The following is a 20,219-nucleotide window of genomic DNA, read 5'->3' as shown; positions in this document are numbered from 1 at the left end:
AAACCTCCTATTAAGTTTGTTAAAATTATATCACAATTCTACAAAATTACCATTTGAAAATAAAAAAACTTTATTTTTCTCTTTGTCTATAACAACAAGCCTTATCCACTCATTTTTTACAAGCATCATGGGATGATCTGTTTGAGATGCAGCCTCTACTACTTTCTCTAAGGGAGCTTCTACAAAAGCGATTAATCTTATGGGTTCATGGAAAGGACGGTCTTCAACATAAACAGTTTGGTAAGGTAGACCTATCTTTAAATCAGAGTAATTACCACTAAAAACCCCTATCCTTGATACAACGTTGTGGTAAACTTTAGACCCTGAACCAAATTTTTCATTATCTACTGTAGAAAAGTAATGTTCTGCGTTTATCCATTGGGCAATTAAAAGAGGTCCATTAAGAATTCTTTTCAAAATAGAGTTGTCTACATCTATCTTATAATCATAAGAATGTAAGAAGAATCTATTTTTTAGGACACTATTTATACGACTCTCACTTTTACCTACAAACACACCAAGGTTTTTAGAAAGACCCCACTCTGGCCTCATTTCTGACCAGTCTATTGATCTAACAATTACATCTTCTGGATTATCAGCGTAAGGAAGGGATGATAATCTTTCTATTCTAGTTTTTTCGCCTGCTTTTTTAAAATCCTTTTTAATCTCTTCCCATTTATCTAAACTATTTTCTGGTACTAAATCTTCATCATAAAACTCAATTTCATCTGTAGTGGTATTGTGTAATCCTGGAATAAAAATAGTACCATCAGGGATTCTTATACTAAGTTTTTCTCTTACTTCTTTTTTATTTAAAATCATACACATAGCTCTAACATTATGATATCCGGAATTACCGCCACAGGCACCACAATCTAAAGCAGACTCGTAAGGATTATTATCAGAAACACTTCCATGACCTACAAGTAAAACAAACTCAGGAAAATCCTCCACCATACCTATCAATCTTAAAAAGTTTTCTGCCAGTATAACTTGCTCATCTAATGTATAACCTATATTGGAAAATCTATTATATATATAATCGTAATACTGTTTTGTTATTCTATACCTGTTTAGAACTTTTTGATAGTTTTGAGAAATATTTTCATTATTTTTTAGTTTGGATAGTATATCCTTCACTTCACAATCTTTAATTTTTATACCCTCCTTTTCAAAAGCTTGATATATCTTTTCGTAAAAGAATTTATCTGTATATGTATCTACTTCTTTTTCAGATAATTTATCAATCATGTAAAAAGTTTTAGGGGGTTTAGGTTTAATTTTTTTATCTATCTTGGCTACAACACTTGGAAACAATGTTTTACCGAAAAGTTTATAACCAAACAACCAACCAAAAGACTCAACTGCAAAAAAAGGAGTATATGGGTTATTCTTCAATCCTTCTAAAATCTTTTTTAGTGATATAAGTAATTTTTTTCTCTTTTCATAATCTTGTGTTTTTTGTGTAGGTACTTCAAGAACTACTTTGTCTGGTATCTCCATAGCAGGGCAGAGAAGGAGTTCATGGGCTTTATCAAACTCTATTAAAGCCATCTTAACACCAAAAAAACCAGCAACTCCAAAAGTTTTGTAATTATCTACCCTCTCTAGATTCCTTCTAAGAGCTTCTGACCTAACATCTACACAAAAAACAGCAAAAGCTTTAGGTTTTTCATCTATTTGGTATTCTTTAATAAACTCTCTACCAAAATTTAAGGCATAAGAATCTTCTAATGATTTTATCCACAGATAACACTCTTCATCTTCTTTCAAAGTTTTTACAAGATTGTATGTTTGTAGATAGTCACTTTTATCAAACACTTTTGTAGAAAGGTTTACTATAGCTTTTGCTTCACTTTCAATTTCTTCATTTATAAACTTATTAAAGATGTTATCATAATCCTTAGATGTGTAAAGTTTAGATATATACTTTGGTGTTAATATTTTTCTATGTTCAAATAATTTAAGTATTACATAGTATTTGTTTTCTTTGTAAAAAGCCATAAGATCAAAATAGTTTTTAATTTTAGATTTATTCAATTCTTGTATATATTGATTTTCAAGGTAAAGTAAACTTGATCCAAAGTCTTCTAAATTAATAGGAAACTCTTCTTGGTAAGGATAGAAAGGAGTAGATTCTCTAAATTTTATGAAACTACTCCAACCGAAAAATCTGATATACAACTGCCTTGCATAATCTTGTAATGAAGGTGGTTGAAAAGTATTTTCAAACTCCTCTATAATATCTTCTGGATGTTTATCTAATTTATAAAACTGTCTAAAACAGTTCCAGTATCCCTGTTCCCTAAATGGCAGAGTTATACTTGTCTGCCCTTCATCTAAAAATCTTGATATAAACTCAACAGCATCATTAAAAAATACGTTATAGATATTTTGGTCAAATAAAATATCAAGTATTTCACTAAACAAGTACTTTTTTATGTACGTATAGAAAAGATTGTCTAAATTATCGTAGCCCTTATCTTTTTTAATATATTCTAAAAGGTAATCAGGTACTTTAATACTCGGATTGTTAAAACTTTCTTCTTTATACTCTTTCCAACTAGGACTTATATCTGTTAAAAATTTTCTAACTTTGTATTTATTAAAGTTAAAATTATTTTCTCTTAAAAATTCTTCTATATTTTTTTCTAAAGAGTCTTTTCTAACCTTACCTTTTCTGTATAAATCTACATAGTAAGATGGATCCATATAAACTTTGGCATCAAATAGGTCTTTTGCTATTTTAAGAGCTTGTTTAAAATGCAAACTCTCCAACTCGTGCAGAGGATTGTGGTGTACAAACATAGTCAAAGGCCAGTATTTAGGTAAAATAGAAGAAGCTTCTTTTAAGGCTACAGTTTTCATAAAAACCCCCTAAATAATTAGTGTATAAGCCAGTCTACATCAGAGACTATACAAACTCCTCCATACTTTTTTAACATTTTTCTTAAATCTTCTATAACATCGTTTAGTTGTTGTTCTTCACAAATTGTAAAAAGGTAGCTATTTTGAAAAACACCTGTTACCTCATCACCAATCATCAACCCTCTCTCTCCTTTACCATAAACATCTTTAATTACTGTATAACCTGTAAATCCTCTGTTTTCTAATAGACTTATCAAATGTTCTAAATGGATAGTATCAATCACAACCTCAATTTTCTTCATCCTTTTCATGATTTATCCCCCTAAAATTTTATTTGCTAACCAATAGTATAGAGGAATACCTACAGATATATTAAATGGAAAGGTTAATGCAAGTGCCATAGTTACGTATATACTTGGATTTGCTTCAGGAACGGATAATCTCATAGCAGCAGGAACAGCTATGTAAGACGCACTTGCACACAAGACCGCAAAAACAAAAGCATCTCCTTTCGTCATTCCTACACTACTAGCTATCAAAATAGCTATAGTAGCATTAATTATAGGAATAATTATTGCAAAAGCAACTAAAAACATACCAACCTTTTTCAGCTCACTTAAACGTCTTGCAGCAACTATTCCCATATCTAGTAAGAAAAATGCTAACATAGGTTTAAAAAGTTGTCCAAATAGAGGGTCTACAACCTTCCAACCCTTTTCTCCTGTTATAAAACCTATTAACAATGAACCTGTAAGTATATATACGGAAGGGTTAAAAAAAGACTCCCTTAAAAGTTCTTTTACATCTAGATTTCCATTGTCCGACTTTTTAGCAAAAATATTAAGTAATATTAAACCTATTATAATCGCGGGAGATTCCATTAAGGTCATAGCAGCTACCATAAAACCACTATAACTATCTCCTATAGACTGTAGAAAGTTTACAGCTGTTATAAATGTAACTGCACTTATAGAACCATAGGTAGCAGCTATAGCTACAGCATTATAGATGTCCACTTTTAATCTTAAAATAAAGAAAGAGTATATAGGTACCACTATAGCCATAAGTAAAGCCAAACCTAAAACTTTAAAGACATAAAAGTCCAAACCACTTTTAGAAAGCTCATAACCACCGTGTAAGCCTATAGACATAAGTAAATACAAAGAAATAAATTTAGGGATGGGCTGAGGTATCTCCAATCCTGTCCGTAAAAAAATAGATAGTACTCCAAGGAAGAAAAATAATATTACAGGGTTTAATACATTTTGTATCAGTAAATCTAAACTCATGAGTAATCTCCTACTATAGATTTAAGATGTAGTATATTCCAAGACAAAAATTTAGAAAAATAATGGCAAATACAATTAGACCAAATTTCTTAGATATATCTTTATAAAGAATGCGTTCTGTTGGTTTTCCAAACAAAATATTAACTGTTATTCTCATAAATAGAGTAAAGTTAAAAATAAGCAGCAGTATAAGGCTAACAATTGAATACAAATTTACATTAGGGTCAAGAAGGTTGTAGTATATTACATTAGAAGATAAAAATGGGGGAAAACTACCTACCATAAGTAAGACTAACCTTAAAATAAAAGCAAACAAAGGTGTTTTAAATACTAAGCCTTCTAAACCTACTATAGTTTCAAGATTGTAAGTATTCTTTAAAAACTTTATAACTAAAAAAAATAGCACTAAAGTTGAGACTGTACCTAAAATGTACTCTTGTAAGTGTTTATAAAGAAAAGTAATTACAAACAAGTTTAGAAAACTATACAGAATAAAAAAATTTACAAGCTTTTTATTTTTTATTACATACCAAACTCCAAATATAGTAGCTAACCAATAAGATATATGCAAAATCTCCATTATTAGTAGCTCCCTTTTAGCTAAATTTTAAATTTTTTTAAGAAAAGCTTTCTAAAGAACATCTCTTCATAAAAGAATTTGTAAATTGAAAGAGTTTTGATAAAGGATAGTTTACCGTTTGAACTTTCACTGTTTATTGAATAATAGGATAAAAGCCATACTACTACTCCTGAGAGTATCAAAAACAATACAGCTATACTGATTAACCCAAAAGATAAGTTAGCCGCTTCAAATAATCGTTTATAGTTATCCCCGTAAAGATAACTTTCAAAAGCAAGGCCTACAAAAGAGTAAACTATAACTATAAGCAAAAAAGAAACTATTAAAGATACTATTAAACCTAAAGACTGTTCTCTTGAAACTTTAAAAAAAGAGTTAAAAAGTTGAAAACTTGTAAACCATCCAAAAGCCAAAAACACAAGAGCTGCATAGTAATTAGAAAGATCTTTTTTAACTAAAAACTCTACCACTGTATAGAGTAAAAGGACAAGAATTACAATACCAATAAATAACTGAAAATTTTTGTTGAATTTCCTCTCTTCTTCTAAAAATACCTTATAAGAAAAAGATTTAGTGATATTAGGCTCTCTTCTTGCTTGATGTATAACATTTCCAGACTCTAAAAATAAAGTTGCTTTAAAAATACCATGAACTATCAAGTGATATATAGCCAAACTAAATGCTCCTACTCCTACTTCCATAATCATATAACCCATCTGTCCTACAGTAGAATAACCTAGAGCTCTCTTAATATCCGGCATAGTTAACATTACTATCGAAGCAACAATAGCCGTTATTAATCCAAATATAAATGCCACATTTAAAGCATACTGGGTATGTAAAAATATATAGGCAAACTTGTTTAAAATTATTCCTCCTATGTTGACTATACCTGCATGCATTAGAGCTGATACCGGTGTAGGACCCTCTGAAGTATATGGTAGCCAGAAGTGAAAAGGAATAATAGAGGATTTACATAATGCTGCAAAAATTAAAAAGATAGCAGCTATCTCTAAATCATAGCCCGTTGAATTAAGCCACATATCTTTTAAATCAGAAAGATAGAAACTATTCATATTCCTAACTACTAATACCATTGATATAATAAAGAAAAGATCTCCCAATCTATGGAACCAAAAAGCAACACTCCCAAAGTAGACAGCTGTTTTAGAATCAGCTCTAAATGATAAAAGATAAAAAAGAGATAAACTTAGTAAAATCCATGCTAAAACAACTATAAAAATATGATTTGCCATTAGTAGAAAGTAAATAGAACTAAATATAAAGTTAAGCAAAATAAAAAACCTTTTATATCCAGGTTCATCCCACATATATTTGTAAGAGTACCTTCTTATTATAACTCCCAGAATTGATACATACAAAGTTAAAATAGATGCTAATCTGTCAAAACTAAGTATCTTGTTTTCAGACACGATTACTTGGTTGTATTTAAATTGTTGATAAGTACCATATATACTTAAAATTGCCACACCGAGAGAGAAAAATATACTTACTCTATGAATGACTTTTTTCGAATCAATAAACAGTATTAATAAAGCTATAATTAGAGGAATAAACGGTATAAGAAAAACAATCCCATTCATATACAACCTCTTTATAATTTGAGATTAAGTGTAAAGATAGCTTTCTATCTCACTTAGACCTTCAACCTCAAAAGAAGATTTATAACTAGGGTTTATTAGTTCTAAAAATTCATTCTTGAGTCCTATAACATTAACATTTTTACTACCTATAAATTCTTCAATACTTTTATAACCTTTTTTAGAAATTAGGTCATAGACATACTGATTTAGTAAATCAATTACCTTTTCTTCATCCATAGAAGAAGGATAAACCATACTAGAGCCAAGGGAAAGCAGAGTAGCTACTTCAAAAGGATTTTTAATTTCAGAAGACTGCACTATAAATTTTAGATTCCTTACATCGATACCTTTTTCTTTTAAAAAATTTTCTAAATACATCAATAAAAACGTAATAGGTAAAGGAATTCTATACTGAGATATATTAAAGTCAGAAAGCAAAATATTATAGTATCCTGATTTTATTACATCTAAAATACGAAGACCAACTATTTCAAGTCCAATTTTAAGGTCAGAAATAGGAATACCTTCATAAACCGCATCATAAAGAAGATTCGTAATCCTTTTTTCACTCGTTAAATCTTGAAGCTCTACAATAGAATAACTTCTCTCAAATGGAACAGTATATGGTACCAATGCTATCTTTTCTTGATTTAAAATAGTATCTAAATCTTTTCCAGATATTACAACTTTTTTTCCAACTGAAGGAGAAGGGCTAACATCTAAACCATGTTTAAAGTATCTAAATGGAGTAAACTTACCATCTAAAGATGGAATTAAACTATCTTCTTGTAATTTTTCTTTAGATAAAATCAAACTTTTTTGATTTTCAATTTCTTCTTTTGTTGGATAGTAGTACATAGCCACCTTATTACCTCTGATTTTAAATTTGATGATAAATTTTATTCAAAGTATCTACAGAAAAGTATAATCCTAATCATAAACGTTAAGTAGAAATACTTAACCTTTCAATGTAAATATTTACTAATTTTCCTTCTTCTATGTTTCCTTTATAATCATAAAAGCTATAATTTCCATAAGAATAATTAAAAATCAAAGGATTATTAATATCTTTTAATTTTATAATCCCTTTAGACCTTATTAAATTCGGTGGAAAATTTTCAACTATCTTTACAAATTGCTGATAAGTTAAAGTGTCATTAGGGTAAACTACTACGTCTTGTTTATAACTGCCGTGAAAATGCCTGTCTTCAAACAAACTTGGGTCAAAACGGTTAAATATGTACTCATTTAAAGATTTAAAAACATATTCAGGAAGCTGTCCATAAGTAGTTTTTATTATCTCATACTTTGGAATTAGCTCCTGTCCGGTTAAAAAGTTTCTTAAGTTATACTGTCTTTTTAGTTGACTAATCTCTTTCTCTATCTCAGGAATTTGGTCTGGTTCTACAAGGTCAATCTTATTTAAAGCAATAATGTTAGAGCTACCAATTTGATACTTAAACACATCTTCAGTCAAATGTTTTTTATAGTTTTTTGAATCTATAATACATATAATAGATTCAACAATATATCCCATAGAATCTAATGCTGAGTATATAGGAAATGGCTCAGATAAGCCAGAAGTTTCTATAAAGAGATACTCAAAATCGTAAGATTGGGATAAATCAGAAAGAACTTTATTAAGCTCATCATAAAGTACACAGCATATACAACCTTCACTTAGCTCTAAAACATCCTTTCCTAAGGAAGAAGATAAGATTTTACCGTCTATACTTACCTCTCCAAACTCATTAACTATAACGGCAACTTTCTTGTCCTGAAAATATTGATTAACCGTATTAATCATTGAGGTAGTTTTACCGGACCCAAGGAATCCTGTAAAAATGTAAGCTTTTTTACTCTCCTCCAAATTCAACACTGTCAATCTCACTTTCAAAGTTTTCTATTTGAAAAGTTATAAACCCTACTATATTATCAACATCTTCGTTTAGAAGACTTTGAGATAACTCAATTTTACTCTCCCTTACATCTGTTTCAGTTGGATAATACTTTACTAAGATATAAGGTTTAGTTAAAGGATTTGAATTTTCATCGAAAAAGAAGAACTCTAAATCAATATCTGGATTAATATTTGCATTTTCTAATTTTTCTTGAACTTTTTGTAGTTTTTCCTTTAATTCCATTTTACTTCCCCCTTTTTAAGTTAAAAAAAAGTAAATAAGTCGCTCCTCTTTTTCAGAGGAGCTAGTGATCAAAATTAATTATGCAGCTTCACTTACTGTCGCCATTACCATTTCTATACAGTTTCTTTTTAATAGATCACCGCAAACATATACACAGATAGCACAACCTTTACATCTTGCTTGATTAACATAAGCAAAGTTCTTAGCATCTAAAAACATTAAAGTATTTGGCTCAGGGCAGAAAAGTACACACTGGTTACACTTGTAAGTAGAACACTTATCTATTTTAGTTTCTGCAACATAGTACATTGTAAAATCCTCCTGTTTAAATTTTTAAATGGTAACAGTTTCTTCTACCCAGCCTTCTCTTTCAGCCATTTTGAATGCTTCTTTAATAACCATCATATTTTTCTCTAAAAGTTCTGCTTTCTTTTTAAACTTTTTCTCTATTGTACTATCTAATGCAGCTGTACCACCTGAAGCAACAAACGTATTACCTAAGAATCTCTCTCTAACAGCCTTTTCTATATCTTCTTCTGTCACTAATCTTGTAATACCAAAGAATAAACCTATCATAGCCATATTCGTAGCAAGTTCTGTTCCAGCAAGTTCTAACGCTATAGTTGTAGCTGGGAACATTATTACCTTTGTATCTAACTCTTCTAAATGTTTCCAATCTTCATCTGTAAGTATATCCCTATCAGTGTTTATTATTACCATACCATTTTCTTTTAGGCCTGAGTAAAATGGCATTGTGTAAGATTTACCGTGAGTTATAACTTGTGGGTGGTATATCATAATAACGTTAGGAAATATAACCTCTCCTACTTCGTATATAGGCTGATCTGAAGCTCTTACGTAAGCTTCAACTGGAGCCATCCTTTTTTCTGAACCAAAGAAAGGTACTAAGGAAGCAAACTTCCCTGCGTTTGACATTGCATTACCTATTATGTGGGCAGATGTTACTACTCCTTGACCTCCAACACCTGCAAGCCTTATGTTATAACGCTTCATGATTTCCTCCTTTAATAAATTTTAAAGGGTGGTCTAAAAACCACCCTTAAAACATTAAGCTTTTACTTCTGAAGGTTGTTGTTTCCCTTTGTTTTCTATTTGTTCAAAATATTCTTTAACTTCATCCGTCATATATTCATAGAATGCAAAGTCTTCTTTTTCTCTTTTTCTTGCATCTTCAAGTACTTTTTCAGTAGGTATAGAGTATTCAATATTACAAGATGTGTAAGCGTGAATGAAAGTTGGACCAAAATGTCTCGCCGCTAATATAGCTCTTTTAATTGTTTTTGCAATTCTCTTTGGATTTGTAGGTGATATTCTTGCTACGTACACACAACCAGCTGCTTTAGCAAGCTCTACAACATTTATTTTATCAAATTTCTTACCCTTTGGAGCCATCTTTAACTGGATACCTTTTCTGGTCATACCACTTTCTTGTCCACCTGTGTTTCCGTATACCTCGTTATCTACCATTATTGTTGTAAAGTTCTCTCTTCTAAACCATGAATGCATCGTCATACCAAAACCAATATCCATTAAACCACCATCACCAGCTACTACAACAACATCTTTTTCTTTGTCAGGAAATCTTATTTTTAATGCTCTTTTCAATCCTGAAGCAACTGCGTTAGTATCTCCATAATTTCCGTAAATAAATGGTACTGCTGCTTGAGACAATGCTAATCTTGCACAACCTGCAGTACCTATAACTATAGTATCTTCTGGATTAGGTAAAGATGCGTAAAACACTCTTACAAAATATGCCATAAAGCAACCTGCACACATTGGGTGCTCTTCAAGAAGCTCTTTGAATGTACCAAGTTCTTGAATATCATACTCTTTTCCGAACTGGCCATACTTTACCAAATCTACATAGTCTTTTGGCATATAATCTTCAAATCCTGTTGTTATTCTGACGTATTCTAAACCCATGATTGATACCTCCTTTAAAAAGTATTAAACTAAAACTTTTCTATCTTTCTTAATACCAAGTATCTTATAAATTTCATCAAGTATTAACTCTGTTGGTAAAGTCATTCCACCGTAAACTCTTGGCCCGTTTACTACTCTGTCATTATTTGGTATTACAGATCTAACTTCTCTAGCTAACCAACCTACAATGTTATGCTCTGGTATAACTATTCCTTTAGCATTCTTTAAAACTTCTCTAATTTCTTTTTCAGGGAATGGTCTTATAGACTTAACTTTAACAAGACCAACATTTAGACCTTCTAACTGTGAATATCTAACTGCTTCTCTTGCTTGAGCAGCTGCACATCCTGAAGCTACAACAAACACTTCTGCATCCGGGTTTATAACTTCTATTGGACCTTTGAGGTATTTGTATATATATTTCATAGCTCTTGCATTAGATGACCATATTTCTTGCTGCCATACTGCGTGTATAAGGTAGCTCATAAAGTTAGATTTTTGAACAGGAGCATCTCTTTGAATTCTTGCAGGAGGAATTTCACAATCTGTAGGAGGAACTGGAGATTTATATGGATTTTTATCTGGAAGTTTCATATCTTCAGGTGGTAAGTCTACGTATCCTTTTGCGTGTGTAACGAAGAAACCTTCTGTTGCAACAGCTACAGGAATGTAAACATCTACCATTTCAGCTATCGCAAAAGCTGCTAATGTAAAATCAAATACATCCTGTTGGTTTTCTGCATGAAGTACAACTGCTCCACAGTTTAATAAGTAGGATATTTCAATGTTATCTGGCTGTATTGACAGCGGAGCGTTTACTACCCTAGTTAATACCCCTAAAACGGCTGGAACTCTATGTCCTGGCCATGAAACTATAGCCTCTAAACCTCTGAGCAATCCCGGACCTGATGTGGCTGTAAATACTCTTGCTCCACCTCTTGCAGCTCCTGCAATGGCAGAGAAAGCTCCATACTCTTCTTCTGCTCTATAGTAATCTTTAAGATATCCTTGAGCCCAAAGGTCCCCAACCAAGTGCATAACTTCTGATTGTGGAGTAATTGGATATGCTATAGCCATATCAACATTGGCTCTTTTTACAGCTTCTGCCATAGCTTGAGCACCAGTTATGAATTTACGCTCTCTTGGAGCTTCTAGTAAAAGATAATCCGTATCTACGACTTTTTGTTCTGGCATGGTCATACCTCCAATATAAAATAAAATAATTTTTAAAAAACTACTTTTTATTCAGAATCAGTTATAATTTCACCTTTTTTAGGTAAAAGTAAAAATGTATACTCTCCATAGTCTGCAAATGATACAGTTTCCCAATTTTCTTTTGGTAAAGATGGGTTTGGTGGTGGTAATTTTGGTTCCCATTTAATTCCAAGTTCATTTCTAACTTCTATTAAGATGTCCTTAAACTTCCTTATTTTTTCACCGTGAGCATCTCTTATAGTTGCATGAGCTTCTTCGTGACCTAATTCACCACAAATTGCAATGGTAAAACAGTTAGTACCTGCTCTTATCATTCTTAAAGATAAGTTAGCGTAATGACAGTGAACTCCCACGAATATACAAGCTTCAATTCTGTTGTGTAAGATAGTTAAGTTTGGATGGTTTGGGTTAATTTCAGCTTCTGGGTCTATCTTAGGATATTTTGGTCTGTAGTCTGGCATAGGAATAATTCTACAATTAGGTATCTCTTTTGCAAGCTCTAAAATAGCGTCTGCTTCTTCAAATGCAGAAGGACTCCATCCCCAAAGAATTTTAGGACCTGGGAATATAGTAGGATTTTGTCTTGTTAGCATAGCTTTTGCAGCTTCTCTCATAGCTACTTCTTCGTCTACTTCTTCACCGTAAAGAAGACCTTTGTTAGGTGCAGATGGTAAAGCCACCCCTTCCATTGCGGCTGCTTTAGGTATATAACCTTCTGGACCGATGTTGACTCTCATAATGTAGACCTCCTATTTAAAATTTCAAATAATATAACAGTGTTTTATTTTTTAGTCAAGTTAGTAAATATAATAATGTTTTTTCCGCATTAATCTATGACCATATTCATATAATATTATTTATTTTTTAAAACTTTTTCAACTGTTTCACCTATTATAGATGGGTTTTTAACAGTAACAACTCCTGCTGATTCTAAGGCTTTGTACTTTTCTGCAGCTGTTCCTTTTCCTCCGGCTATGATAGCTCCTGCATGTCCCATCCTTTTTCCCGGAGGTGCTGTTACTCCTGCTATGTAAGCAACAACTGGTTTTTTAACGTAGGACTTTATAAACTCGGCAGCTTCTTCTTCAGCTGTTCCACCTATCTCTCCAATCATAACGATGGCTTCAGTTTCTGGGTCGTCTTGGAACCATTTTAGTACGTCTGCAAAAACTGTTCCCGGTATAGGGTCTCCTCCTATTCCCACTGCAGTTGACTGTCCTATACCTCTTGTTGTAAGTTGGTAAGCAGCTTCGTAGGTAAGTGTTCCACTTCTTGATACTATTCCTACATTTCCTTTTTTGAATATATGTCCGGGCATTATACCTATCTTAGCTTCTTCTGGTGTGATGACACCGGGACAGTTTGGTCCTATTAAAACTGTGTCTGGATAGTACTTTTTAATATACTGTTTAACCGGAAGCATATCGTTTACTGGTATTCCTTCTGTTATACATATTACAGTTTTTATTCCTGCATCTACGGCTTCTAATATTGCGTCTGCTGCAAATGGTGGTGGTACAAAAATTAAAGAACAGTCAGCTCCGGTCTCCTCTACTGCTTCCTTTACTGTGTCAAAAACAGGTATACCTTCAACATTTTCTCCCTTTTTTCCGGGTGTAACTCCTGCTACAACTTGAGTTCCATAGGCTTTACACTGTATAGCATGGAAAGAGCCTTCTCTTCCTGTTATTCCTTGTACTACAACTTTTGTATTTTTATTTACTAAAACGCTCATACAAACCTCCTTGTTTAAATTATTTTTGATACATCTAAGTTAATCTTACAATGAACAACAGAAGAAGAGGTAAGGGCGTAAGGAATACCTTCTACAAGCTCCCAGTCTCCTTCCCATCTGTCTCTTTCTTCAATCGTATAGTAAGGAAGGTATTTATCTGTAAAGTATCCCATTTTTTAACCTTTGTTTGCAGCCTCTACTGCTTTTAGGGCTCCTTCCCACATTGTATCAGCAGTTATAAGTGGTAAACCAGACTCTTGAAGCATCTTTTTACCTAATTCTACATTTGTTCCTTCCATTCTTACTATAACAGGTACGTTTATAGATACTTCTTTTGCAGCTGTAATGATACCTTCTGCAAGTCTATCACATCTTAAAATTCCACCAAATATGTTTATAAATATAGCCTTTACGTTAGGGTCAGAGAGTATTATTTTAAATGCGTTCGCTATCTGTGTTGCGTTTGCAGACCCACCAACATCAAGGAAGTTAGCCGGTTCTCCTCCTGCCAACTTTATAGTATCCATAGTTGACATTGCAAGTCCTGCACCATTAACCATACAAGCGATGTTTCCATCAAGTTTTATGTAGTTAAGGTTAAACTTTTTAGCTTCTACTTCTAACGGAGATATTTGGGTTGGGTCATCCATCTCCATTATTTCTGGATGTCTAAACAATCCGTTATCATCAAAGTCTATTTTTGCGTCTAAAATTACTAAATTACCGTCTTTTGTTAATACTAACGGGTTAATTTCTACCATAGAAGCATCAAGTTCTATGTAAATTTTGTATAAAGTCATAAATAAGTTTGCTGCTTTGTTTAAAAGGTTCTTAGGAAGTCCTAACTTTAATGCTAACTCTCTTGCATGATAACTTCTAAGTCCTATAAATGGCTCTATTGTATGGGTTATTATAGCTTCTGGGTTTGTTGCTGCAACTTCTTCAATTTCCATTCCACCGGCAGCTGAAACCATTATTATAGGTTTTGATTTACTTCTATCTAACGTGATAGCTACGTAATACTCTTTATCAATAGCTGTTCCTTCCTCTATGTATAGTCTGCTTACTGGTAAACCTTCAGGACCTGTCTGGAATGTAACTAACTTTTTCCCTAAAAGCTCAGCTGCTATTTGTTGTACTTCTTCTATGGATTTAGCAAGTTTTACACCGCCAGCTTTACCTCTTCCACCTGCGTGGATTTGAGCTTTTACAACTACAGGCCAAGTTCCAAGCTCTTCAGCTGCCTCTACTGCTTCTTTTACATCAAAAGCTGGATAACCTCTTGGTACTGGAAGGCCATACTTTCTAAAGATTTCTTTTGCCTGATGTTCATGTACTTTCATCTGTTAACCTCCTGCTGTTATATTACCAGTTTTCTGTATTTTTTCTGTCCTTCTTCAAAAACATCACCACCGTATATATCGTTTGCTACTATAACTGGAAAGTTTTCAAAGTAAAGTTTTCTAATAGCTTCTGGTCCTAAGTCTTCATAAGCTACCATCTCAACTTTTGTAATATGTTTTGACAGTAGAGCTGCAGTTCCACCGTACGCAGCAAAGTAAACTGCTTTATACTTTTTTAGAGCTTCTTTTACTTCAGGACCTCTCCATCCTTTTCCTATTGTTCCTTTTAATCCTAGTTCTAAAAGTTTAGGTGTGTACTTATCCATTCTGTAGGCTGTAGTAGGTCCGGCTGAACCTATAACTTGTCCTGGTTTTGCGGGAGTAGGTCCAACGTAGTAAATAACTTGACCTTTAATGTCAAAAGGTAGTTTTCCTGTTTTTTCATACTCTTCAAGCATTCTTTTATGAGCTGCATCCCTTGCGGTGTAAACCCATCCAGTTATTAAAACTTTCTCTCCAGCTCTTAAACTTTCTATTACATCATCTGTTAAAGGGGTAGTTATTATTTTTGCATCACTCATTTTCTTCTTCCTCTTTTATTAGTTTTTCTATATTCATTTTCAAGTCATCTAAAACTGGAATATCGTAATTCCAGTCAACAATAAGCCATGGTTTACTTGGCTGAGCTATCCATACTTTTTTATCTTGAGTAAATATCCATATAACTTTTTTAATTCCTGCATTTAATAAATCTTGAGTTTTTTTATGAAAATAGTCTTGGGGATTTTCAAACTTTCTCAAGTCTGCTTTTGTATCTACTTCTATCACTAATTCAGGAGGGACAGGAATAAGTTTATTTTCTTTTAAATACGGTTTTATCTTTTCTTTTTCCCAGATTGCTATATCGAGGTTATACCAGCTTTTTTTAGCAAACTTAAATCCTACTTCATTTGAAAGGATTTCATACTTCTTATTTAAAACTTTAAGTAAGAACTTTAAAATAATCTTTATTAACCATGCCTGTAATCCACTGCTTCCCTTAACCGCCTCTAAAGGAATTTCTCCTTTAAGCACTTTATCGTAGTCCCTATAATAAATAGGGGAACCATAACGCATCTCGTATATAAGAGCTCTGGGAATTCCTGTTTTTTTCTTATTTAAAAGTTTCTCTTTTGTAGAAACTTTCATTAAATCTCAATCTCCTTATGTCTTGCTGCGTGGCATTGAATATTAACAGCAACAGGTAAAGATGCTATATGACAAGGTGCTATCTCTATCTTAACATCCACAGCTGTAGTAGTTCCTCCAAATCCAAGAGGTCCTACACCAAGTTGATTTGCAAGGTTTAATAGCTCTTCTTCTAAGGCTGCTATTCTTGGGTCAGGATGTCTTTCTCCTATATGTCTAAAGAGTGCTTTTTTTGCAAGTACTGCAGAGTAATCAAAAGTTCCACCTATACCAACTCCTACAGTGAAAGGTGGACAAGCATTTGGTCCAGCGTTTGCTATTGTTTGTAAAACAAATTTTTTTACACCTTCAATGCCATCAGCAGGTTTTAACATGGCTTGTTTACTTTGATTTTCAGACCCACCACCTTTTGCTGCAAATTTTATCTTTATTTTATCTCCTTCTATAATATCAAAGTATATCAAAGCAGGTGTGTTATCTTGAGTATTCTTCCTATCAAAGATAGGGTCGTATGCTAAAGATGCTCTTAGATAACCTTCTTTAGTTGCCCTTCTCACTCCCTCGTTTATAGCTTCCCTTAGACTTCCTCCTACTATTTTTACATCTTGACCTACTTCCACAAAGAAAACTGGGTATCCTGTATCCTGACAGTAAGCAACCTGCTCTTTTTCTGCTACTTCTGCATTTTTTAGTATCTCTTGGAGAATCTCTTTACCAAGAGGTGATTCTTCTTTGTTTACTGCTACCTTTATGGCTTGGATAAAATCTTGAGGAAGCCTATACTCACTATCCATCACTAAATTTTTTACTTTTTCTACTATTTCATTAAAATGTACTTCTCTCATATTTTACCTCAGTTTTTTTATATTAATTTTAACTCTTTTATTCTTTCAATGCCTTCTTTTACAGACTTTACAGACTTTTGCCACATCTGTTTTTCCTCTTCTGAGAGGTTGATTTTAATAATTTCTTCCCAACCGTGAGCTCCTACTTTTACTGGTAGTCCTACGCAAACGTCGTAAGCTTCATAAAATCTTGCATCTTCTCCTTCAAGGTACACGGAGCAAGGCATAATAGCTTTTTTGTCTTTTAAAATTGCTTCAACCATTTGAACTACAGATGCACCGGGAGCATGGTAAGCAGAAGTACCCATTAGATTTACAATTTCCCCTCCCCCGAATTTTGTTCTATTTATTAACTCTTCTAACTTCTCTTTTGTAAACAACTCTTTTAAAGGAGTTCCTCCTACATTTGATACAGAAAGAAGTGGAACCATATCATCACCATGTCCACCTATAACAAAACAGTTGATGTTAGAAATAGATACTTTCAACTCTTGAGATATAAACGTTTTAAACCTTGCAGTGTCTAAAACCCCAGCCATTCCAATCACTTTATTTTTTTGAAATCCGGTTATTTTTAAAGCTGCATAAGTCAAAACGTCAACCGGGTTAGAAACTACAATAACAACAGCGTTAGGAGCGTAAAGAGCTACTCTCTCTGCTATTACTCTTATAATGTTAACATTTGCAGTTAAAAGGTCATCTCTACTCATTCCCGGTCTTCTGGGAAATCCAGCTGTAATAACAACTATATCAGAGTCTTTTAAAGGTTCGTATCCTTGCCCATCAGCTGTTACATTATAACCCCTAATATCTACATCTACACCAATTGCTGCAGCCATCTGTTTTATATCTAAAGCTTTTCCTTTTACTACTTCAAAAGTTTTATCATCTAATTTTTTTGGTAAATCAAAAAGTCTAACGTTTGCAAGTTCTTTTATGGCTATTAGGTTTGCTACGTGTTCTCCTACATTCCCCGCTCCTACTATTGATACTGTAGGTCTTTTATAGTCTGCCATAAACATTTCCTCCTTTATAATTTTTGCATACATTAGAATATAACGACATTATAAATTTGTCAATCAAACAGTGTTTGATTTTCACTTGAAAAAAAATAAAAAAAAGGGAGCAACAGCTCCCTTGAAACAGATTAGGAGGTTATTAGCCGCAGCAGGCTAAAACCTGTATGAAACGTTTGCGTATATAAATCTTCCCGGTTCTGGTATTTTAACAGGTACTCCAGATTGAGATATTCCTCTAAATGGGTCTCTTACGTAAGAGAGGTAGTTGTAGTAAAACTTATCAAAAACGTTATCAACACCAACTCCAACAAAAAGCTTGTTAGCATAAGTGTATCCAGCTTTTACATTCATAATAAACCAGCTTCCTGTTTGTTGTTCTTTTAAATCAGAGTCTACTTTTGATTGTTTTGCAGAGTATATACCTTCTACCAAGCCATAAAATGTTCCATCGTCATACTTAACAGCTGCCCTTGCTTTCAAAGGTGGTATCTCAACTAAATCACTATCTGTGTATAAGCCTTTTTTACTTGTCTTTTTACCTACTTGGTATGCAATGCCAAGCTCTGCAAATACCTTGTCAGTAAATCCGTAAACTCCGTTTATATCACCACCGTATATAGCCGCATCAATATTTTTATAAGTAGTACAGGTTGTATTACCACTAGAACTAGGTACACAAGATGTATTGGAGGCTCTATACTGATACAAATAGATATAATCTTTTAAACTACTGTAAAAGAGATTAGCTTTTATACCTAAGTTGTTAACAGGGAAAAACTCTCCACCTAAATCTAACTCTGTGTTTTTGGTAGGTTTTAAATCTGGATTACCGTACCAAGGAGACATTCCAGATAATGATATAAACCTTTCTTCAGGGTCTGGAGCTCTAACTGTGTGTCCTAAGCCTACATAAACGTTATCTTTCTTGTTAAAGTTATACTTTCCTATCACGTAGCCAGATAGATAGTTATCACTGTTAGAGAATTTATTACCATTTTTAGAGGTAAATAAATTTTTATTACTTGAACTCATAGAATCAGGGTCTGCTTTTGAGTAGTTGTAATCGTATCTCAGCCCAGCTGATAAAGTCAATCTGTCTATATTTTTACTACCCTTAATAAACAGTCCTATATCTTTAATGTTAACATCTGGTATCATACCATTATTTACGTTAGATCCGCCTTGTTGCACGTTGTTTGCAAGCCAGTTTCTTAAATAAGAGTCAATTCCTACAGTCGTATCAACTCCTAATAGATTTAAATCTTTAGACAGTTTCCAGCCAAACATTTTGGACTCTGCATAGGTTTTCATACTATATCCAAGAGCAGGAAAAGGATTTGAAGTAGTTCTAAATGTATCTCTCATATCGTGTTTTACTTCGTTGTAGTAGATACTAAACTTCAATCCTATATCTTTTAATACAAAATCACCATTTAACCTGTTTGTTCTATCATAAAGAGCATCCATCTTTAAAGCAGGGTATAGAACATTCCTTGCATTTTCAAAAGCGTAAGAAAGTTTAATTTCAGCGTTATCGTTAGGTGTTAGTATAGTTTTAAACCAGACTCTATCTATGTTAAACGCTTTGTCATTTATGTATTGCGGTTTATATCTTCCATTTGGAGAATAAACAGCATACTCAGTTACTTTCTTTCCTTCTCCACTTTCGTAAGGTTTAGAGTACTGGTTAGAAGCTCCTGCCAATACTTTTATAAACTTGTTCCCCACATAACCCCAGCCATAAAGAGTCCTATAACTCCAGCTTCCATAACTTCCCCCTAATTCTCCTCCTACTCCTTCTTTAGGATCTTTTGTTTTAACGTTTACAACAGCTGCTAACGAACCAGCATTTTCTACATCAAACGGACCTTCTTTAATTGTTACTTTGTCTATTTGTGGGCTTGAAACGTGAAAAGCAGGTGGGTCCATTCTGTTAGGACATGCTCCGTAAATTTTTGAGTCATCAATTAAAACGTTGATATTATCTTTTGAAAAACCTCTTATATACAGGTCGTTAGCAATTCCTGCCTTTCTCATGTACCATATTTCCGGATAAAACTCAGATAAAATCTCTCCAAGGTCTATCTGCCTTGTAATCTTTGACTCTTCTTGAGTAAGCTCTTTTTTAGATGCAACTTCTTCTTTAGCAGCTTTCTCTTCAACTGTAATTTTTTCTATCCTGATACCTTCTACAGCCTGTGAGTAGTAAACAATTGCAGTAGTAGATAATAATACCCCTAAAGCCAACCTCTTCATATTAAACCTCCTTGTTAATTTAATATGACTATTTTAATATATTTTAATGTTTAAATCAACATATAAATCAACATATAAATAAACATTTTATATTTCACATTTTAAAAAACTACTATTTTGGATGGATTGACAGTTATAACTCGGTAGGTAGAAAAATACAACGAACCTACAAAAAAATGTTATCAT

The 20,219-nt window shown here is 32.9% G+C and carries 21 protein-coding genes; all 21 read right to left on the bottom strand.

The genetic code is table 11. From position 1 onward, the window contains the following. Window positions 1–30: 30 nt before the first annotated feature. Window positions 31–2,868 (bottom strand): putative inorganic carbon transporter subunit DabA, encoded by a 2,838-nt coding sequence (locus tag SULAZ_RS03180; RefSeq protein WP_012674284.1) that lies wholly within the window; start codon window positions 2,866–2,868, stop codon window positions 31–33. A 17-nt stretch (window positions 2,869–2,885) separates the two neighbouring features. Then, a complete protein-coding gene (locus SULAZ_RS03175) occupies window positions 2,886–3,179 on the bottom strand; it encodes a P-II family nitrogen regulator (protein WP_012673781.1) in 294 nt (97 codons plus the stop codon). Window positions 3,180–3,182: 3 nt separating this feature from the next. Then, a complete protein-coding gene (locus SULAZ_RS03170) occupies window positions 3,183–4,157 on the bottom strand; it encodes a sodium-dependent bicarbonate transport family permease (protein ID WP_012674721.1) in 975 nt (324 codons plus the stop codon). Window positions 4,158–4,170: 13 nt separating this feature from the next. Beyond that, window positions 4,171–4,737 carry a hypothetical protein gene (locus SULAZ_RS03165; protein ID WP_012674031.1) on the bottom strand — a complete coding sequence of 189 codons (567 nt, stop codon included), beginning with the start codon at window positions 4,735–4,737 and terminating at the stop codon, window positions 4,171–4,173. 20 nt (window positions 4,738–4,757) lie between these two features. After that, a complete protein-coding gene (locus SULAZ_RS03160; protein WP_012674957.1) occupies window positions 4,758–6,341 on the bottom strand; it encodes a proton-conducting transporter transmembrane domain-containing protein in 1,584 nt (527 codons plus the stop codon). Window positions 6,342–6,365: 24 nt separating this feature from the next. Beyond that, a complete protein-coding gene (locus SULAZ_RS03155) occupies window positions 6,366–7,199 on the bottom strand; it encodes a glutamate synthase central domain-containing protein (RefSeq protein WP_228357489.1) in 834 nt (277 codons plus the stop codon). 85 nt (window positions 7,200–7,284) lie between these two features. Continuing rightward, a complete protein-coding gene (locus tag SULAZ_RS03150; RefSeq protein WP_266105191.1) occupies window positions 7,285–8,148 on the bottom strand; it encodes a CobW family GTP-binding protein in 864 nt (287 codons plus the stop codon). 49 nt (window positions 8,149–8,197) lie between these two features. After that, window positions 8,198–8,485: a hypothetical protein gene (locus SULAZ_RS03145; RefSeq protein ID WP_012673492.1), complete on the bottom strand. Its 288-nt coding sequence runs from the start codon at window positions 8,483–8,485 to the stop codon at window positions 8,198–8,200. Window positions 8,486–8,563: 78 nt separating this feature from the next. After that, window positions 8,564–8,794, bottom strand: coding sequence for a ferredoxin oxidoreductase (locus SULAZ_RS03140; protein ID WP_012674405.1), 231 nt, complete (start codon window positions 8,792–8,794; stop codon window positions 8,564–8,566). Window positions 8,795–8,818: 24 nt separating this feature from the next. Then, complete coding sequence (locus tag SULAZ_RS03135; protein ID WP_012673682.1) at window positions 8,819–9,499, bottom strand: 2-oxoacid:ferredoxin oxidoreductase subunit gamma family protein; 681 nt, start codon at window positions 9,497–9,499, stop codon at window positions 8,819–8,821. A gap of 54 nt (window positions 9,500–9,553) precedes the next feature. Then, window positions 9,554–10,432, bottom strand: a complete 879-nt coding sequence (locus SULAZ_RS03130; RefSeq protein WP_012674628.1) for a thiamine pyrophosphate-dependent enzyme — start codon at window positions 10,430–10,432, stop codon at window positions 9,554–9,556. 24 nt (window positions 10,433–10,456) lie between these two features. Beyond that, window positions 10,457–11,626: a transketolase C-terminal domain-containing protein gene (locus SULAZ_RS03125; RefSeq protein ID WP_012673825.1), complete on the bottom strand. Its 1,170-nt coding sequence runs from the start codon at window positions 11,624–11,626 to the stop codon at window positions 10,457–10,459. 47 nt (window positions 11,627–11,673) lie between these two features. Further along, complete coding sequence (locus SULAZ_RS03120) at window positions 11,674–12,384, bottom strand: carbon monoxide dehydrogenase beta subunit family protein (protein WP_012674026.1); 711 nt, start codon at window positions 12,382–12,384, stop codon at window positions 11,674–11,676. Window positions 12,385–12,500: 116 nt separating this feature from the next. Continuing rightward, the gene (gene sucD, locus SULAZ_RS03115; protein ID WP_012673606.1) at window positions 12,501–13,382 is read right to left on the bottom strand and encodes a succinate--CoA ligase subunit alpha; all 882 of its coding nucleotides are present in this window, start codon (window positions 13,380–13,382) and stop codon (window positions 12,501–12,503) included. 14 nt (window positions 13,383–13,396) lie between these two features. Then, complete coding sequence (locus SULAZ_RS09005) at window positions 13,397–13,555, bottom strand: hypothetical protein (protein ID WP_012674276.1); 159 nt, start codon at window positions 13,553–13,555, stop codon at window positions 13,397–13,399. Between the two features lie 3 nt (window positions 13,556–13,558). After that, window positions 13,559–14,725, bottom strand: a complete 1,167-nt coding sequence (gene sucC, locus SULAZ_RS03110) for an ADP-forming succinate--CoA ligase subunit beta (RefSeq protein ID WP_012675009.1) — start codon at window positions 14,723–14,725, stop codon at window positions 13,559–13,561. Between the two features lie 17 nt (window positions 14,726–14,742). Further along, window positions 14,743–15,306 carry a Fe-S-containing hydro-lyase gene (locus SULAZ_RS03105; protein ID WP_012673680.1) on the bottom strand — a complete coding sequence of 188 codons (564 nt, stop codon included), beginning with the start codon at window positions 15,304–15,306 and terminating at the stop codon, window positions 14,743–14,745. Then, the gene (locus SULAZ_RS03100; RefSeq protein WP_012674808.1) at window positions 15,299–15,913 is read right to left on the bottom strand and encodes a PDDEXK family nuclease; all 615 of its coding nucleotides are present in this window, start codon (window positions 15,911–15,913) and stop codon (window positions 15,299–15,301) included. The genes SULAZ_RS03105 and SULAZ_RS03100 overlap by 8 nt, the downstream gene beginning before the upstream one ends. Continuing rightward, window positions 15,913–16,758, bottom strand: a complete 846-nt coding sequence (locus tag SULAZ_RS03095; protein ID WP_012673503.1) for a fumarate hydratase — start codon at window positions 16,756–16,758, stop codon at window positions 15,913–15,915. Before SULAZ_RS03095 ends, SULAZ_RS03100 begins: the two co-directional genes overlap by 1 nt. 17 nt (window positions 16,759–16,775) lie before the next feature. After that, entirely contained in the window at window positions 16,776–17,774 is a 999-nt protein-coding gene (locus tag SULAZ_RS03090; protein ID WP_012674698.1) for a malate dehydrogenase, read from the bottom strand. A gap of 156 nt (window positions 17,775–17,930) precedes the next feature. Next, window positions 17,931–20,033, bottom strand: coding sequence for a TonB-dependent receptor domain-containing protein (locus tag SULAZ_RS03085; RefSeq protein WP_012674990.1), 2,103 nt, complete (start codon window positions 20,031–20,033; stop codon window positions 17,931–17,933). Window positions 20,034–20,219 lie beyond the last annotated feature (186 nt).

Origin of the sequence: Sulfurihydrogenibium azorense Az-Fu1 (assembly GCF_000021545.1) — a bacterium.
Taxonomy (GTDB): domain Bacteria; phylum Aquificota; class Aquificia; order Aquificales; family Hydrogenothermaceae; genus Sulfurihydrogenibium; species Sulfurihydrogenibium azorense.
This window is presented reverse-complemented; position numbering and strand designations above follow the sequence as displayed.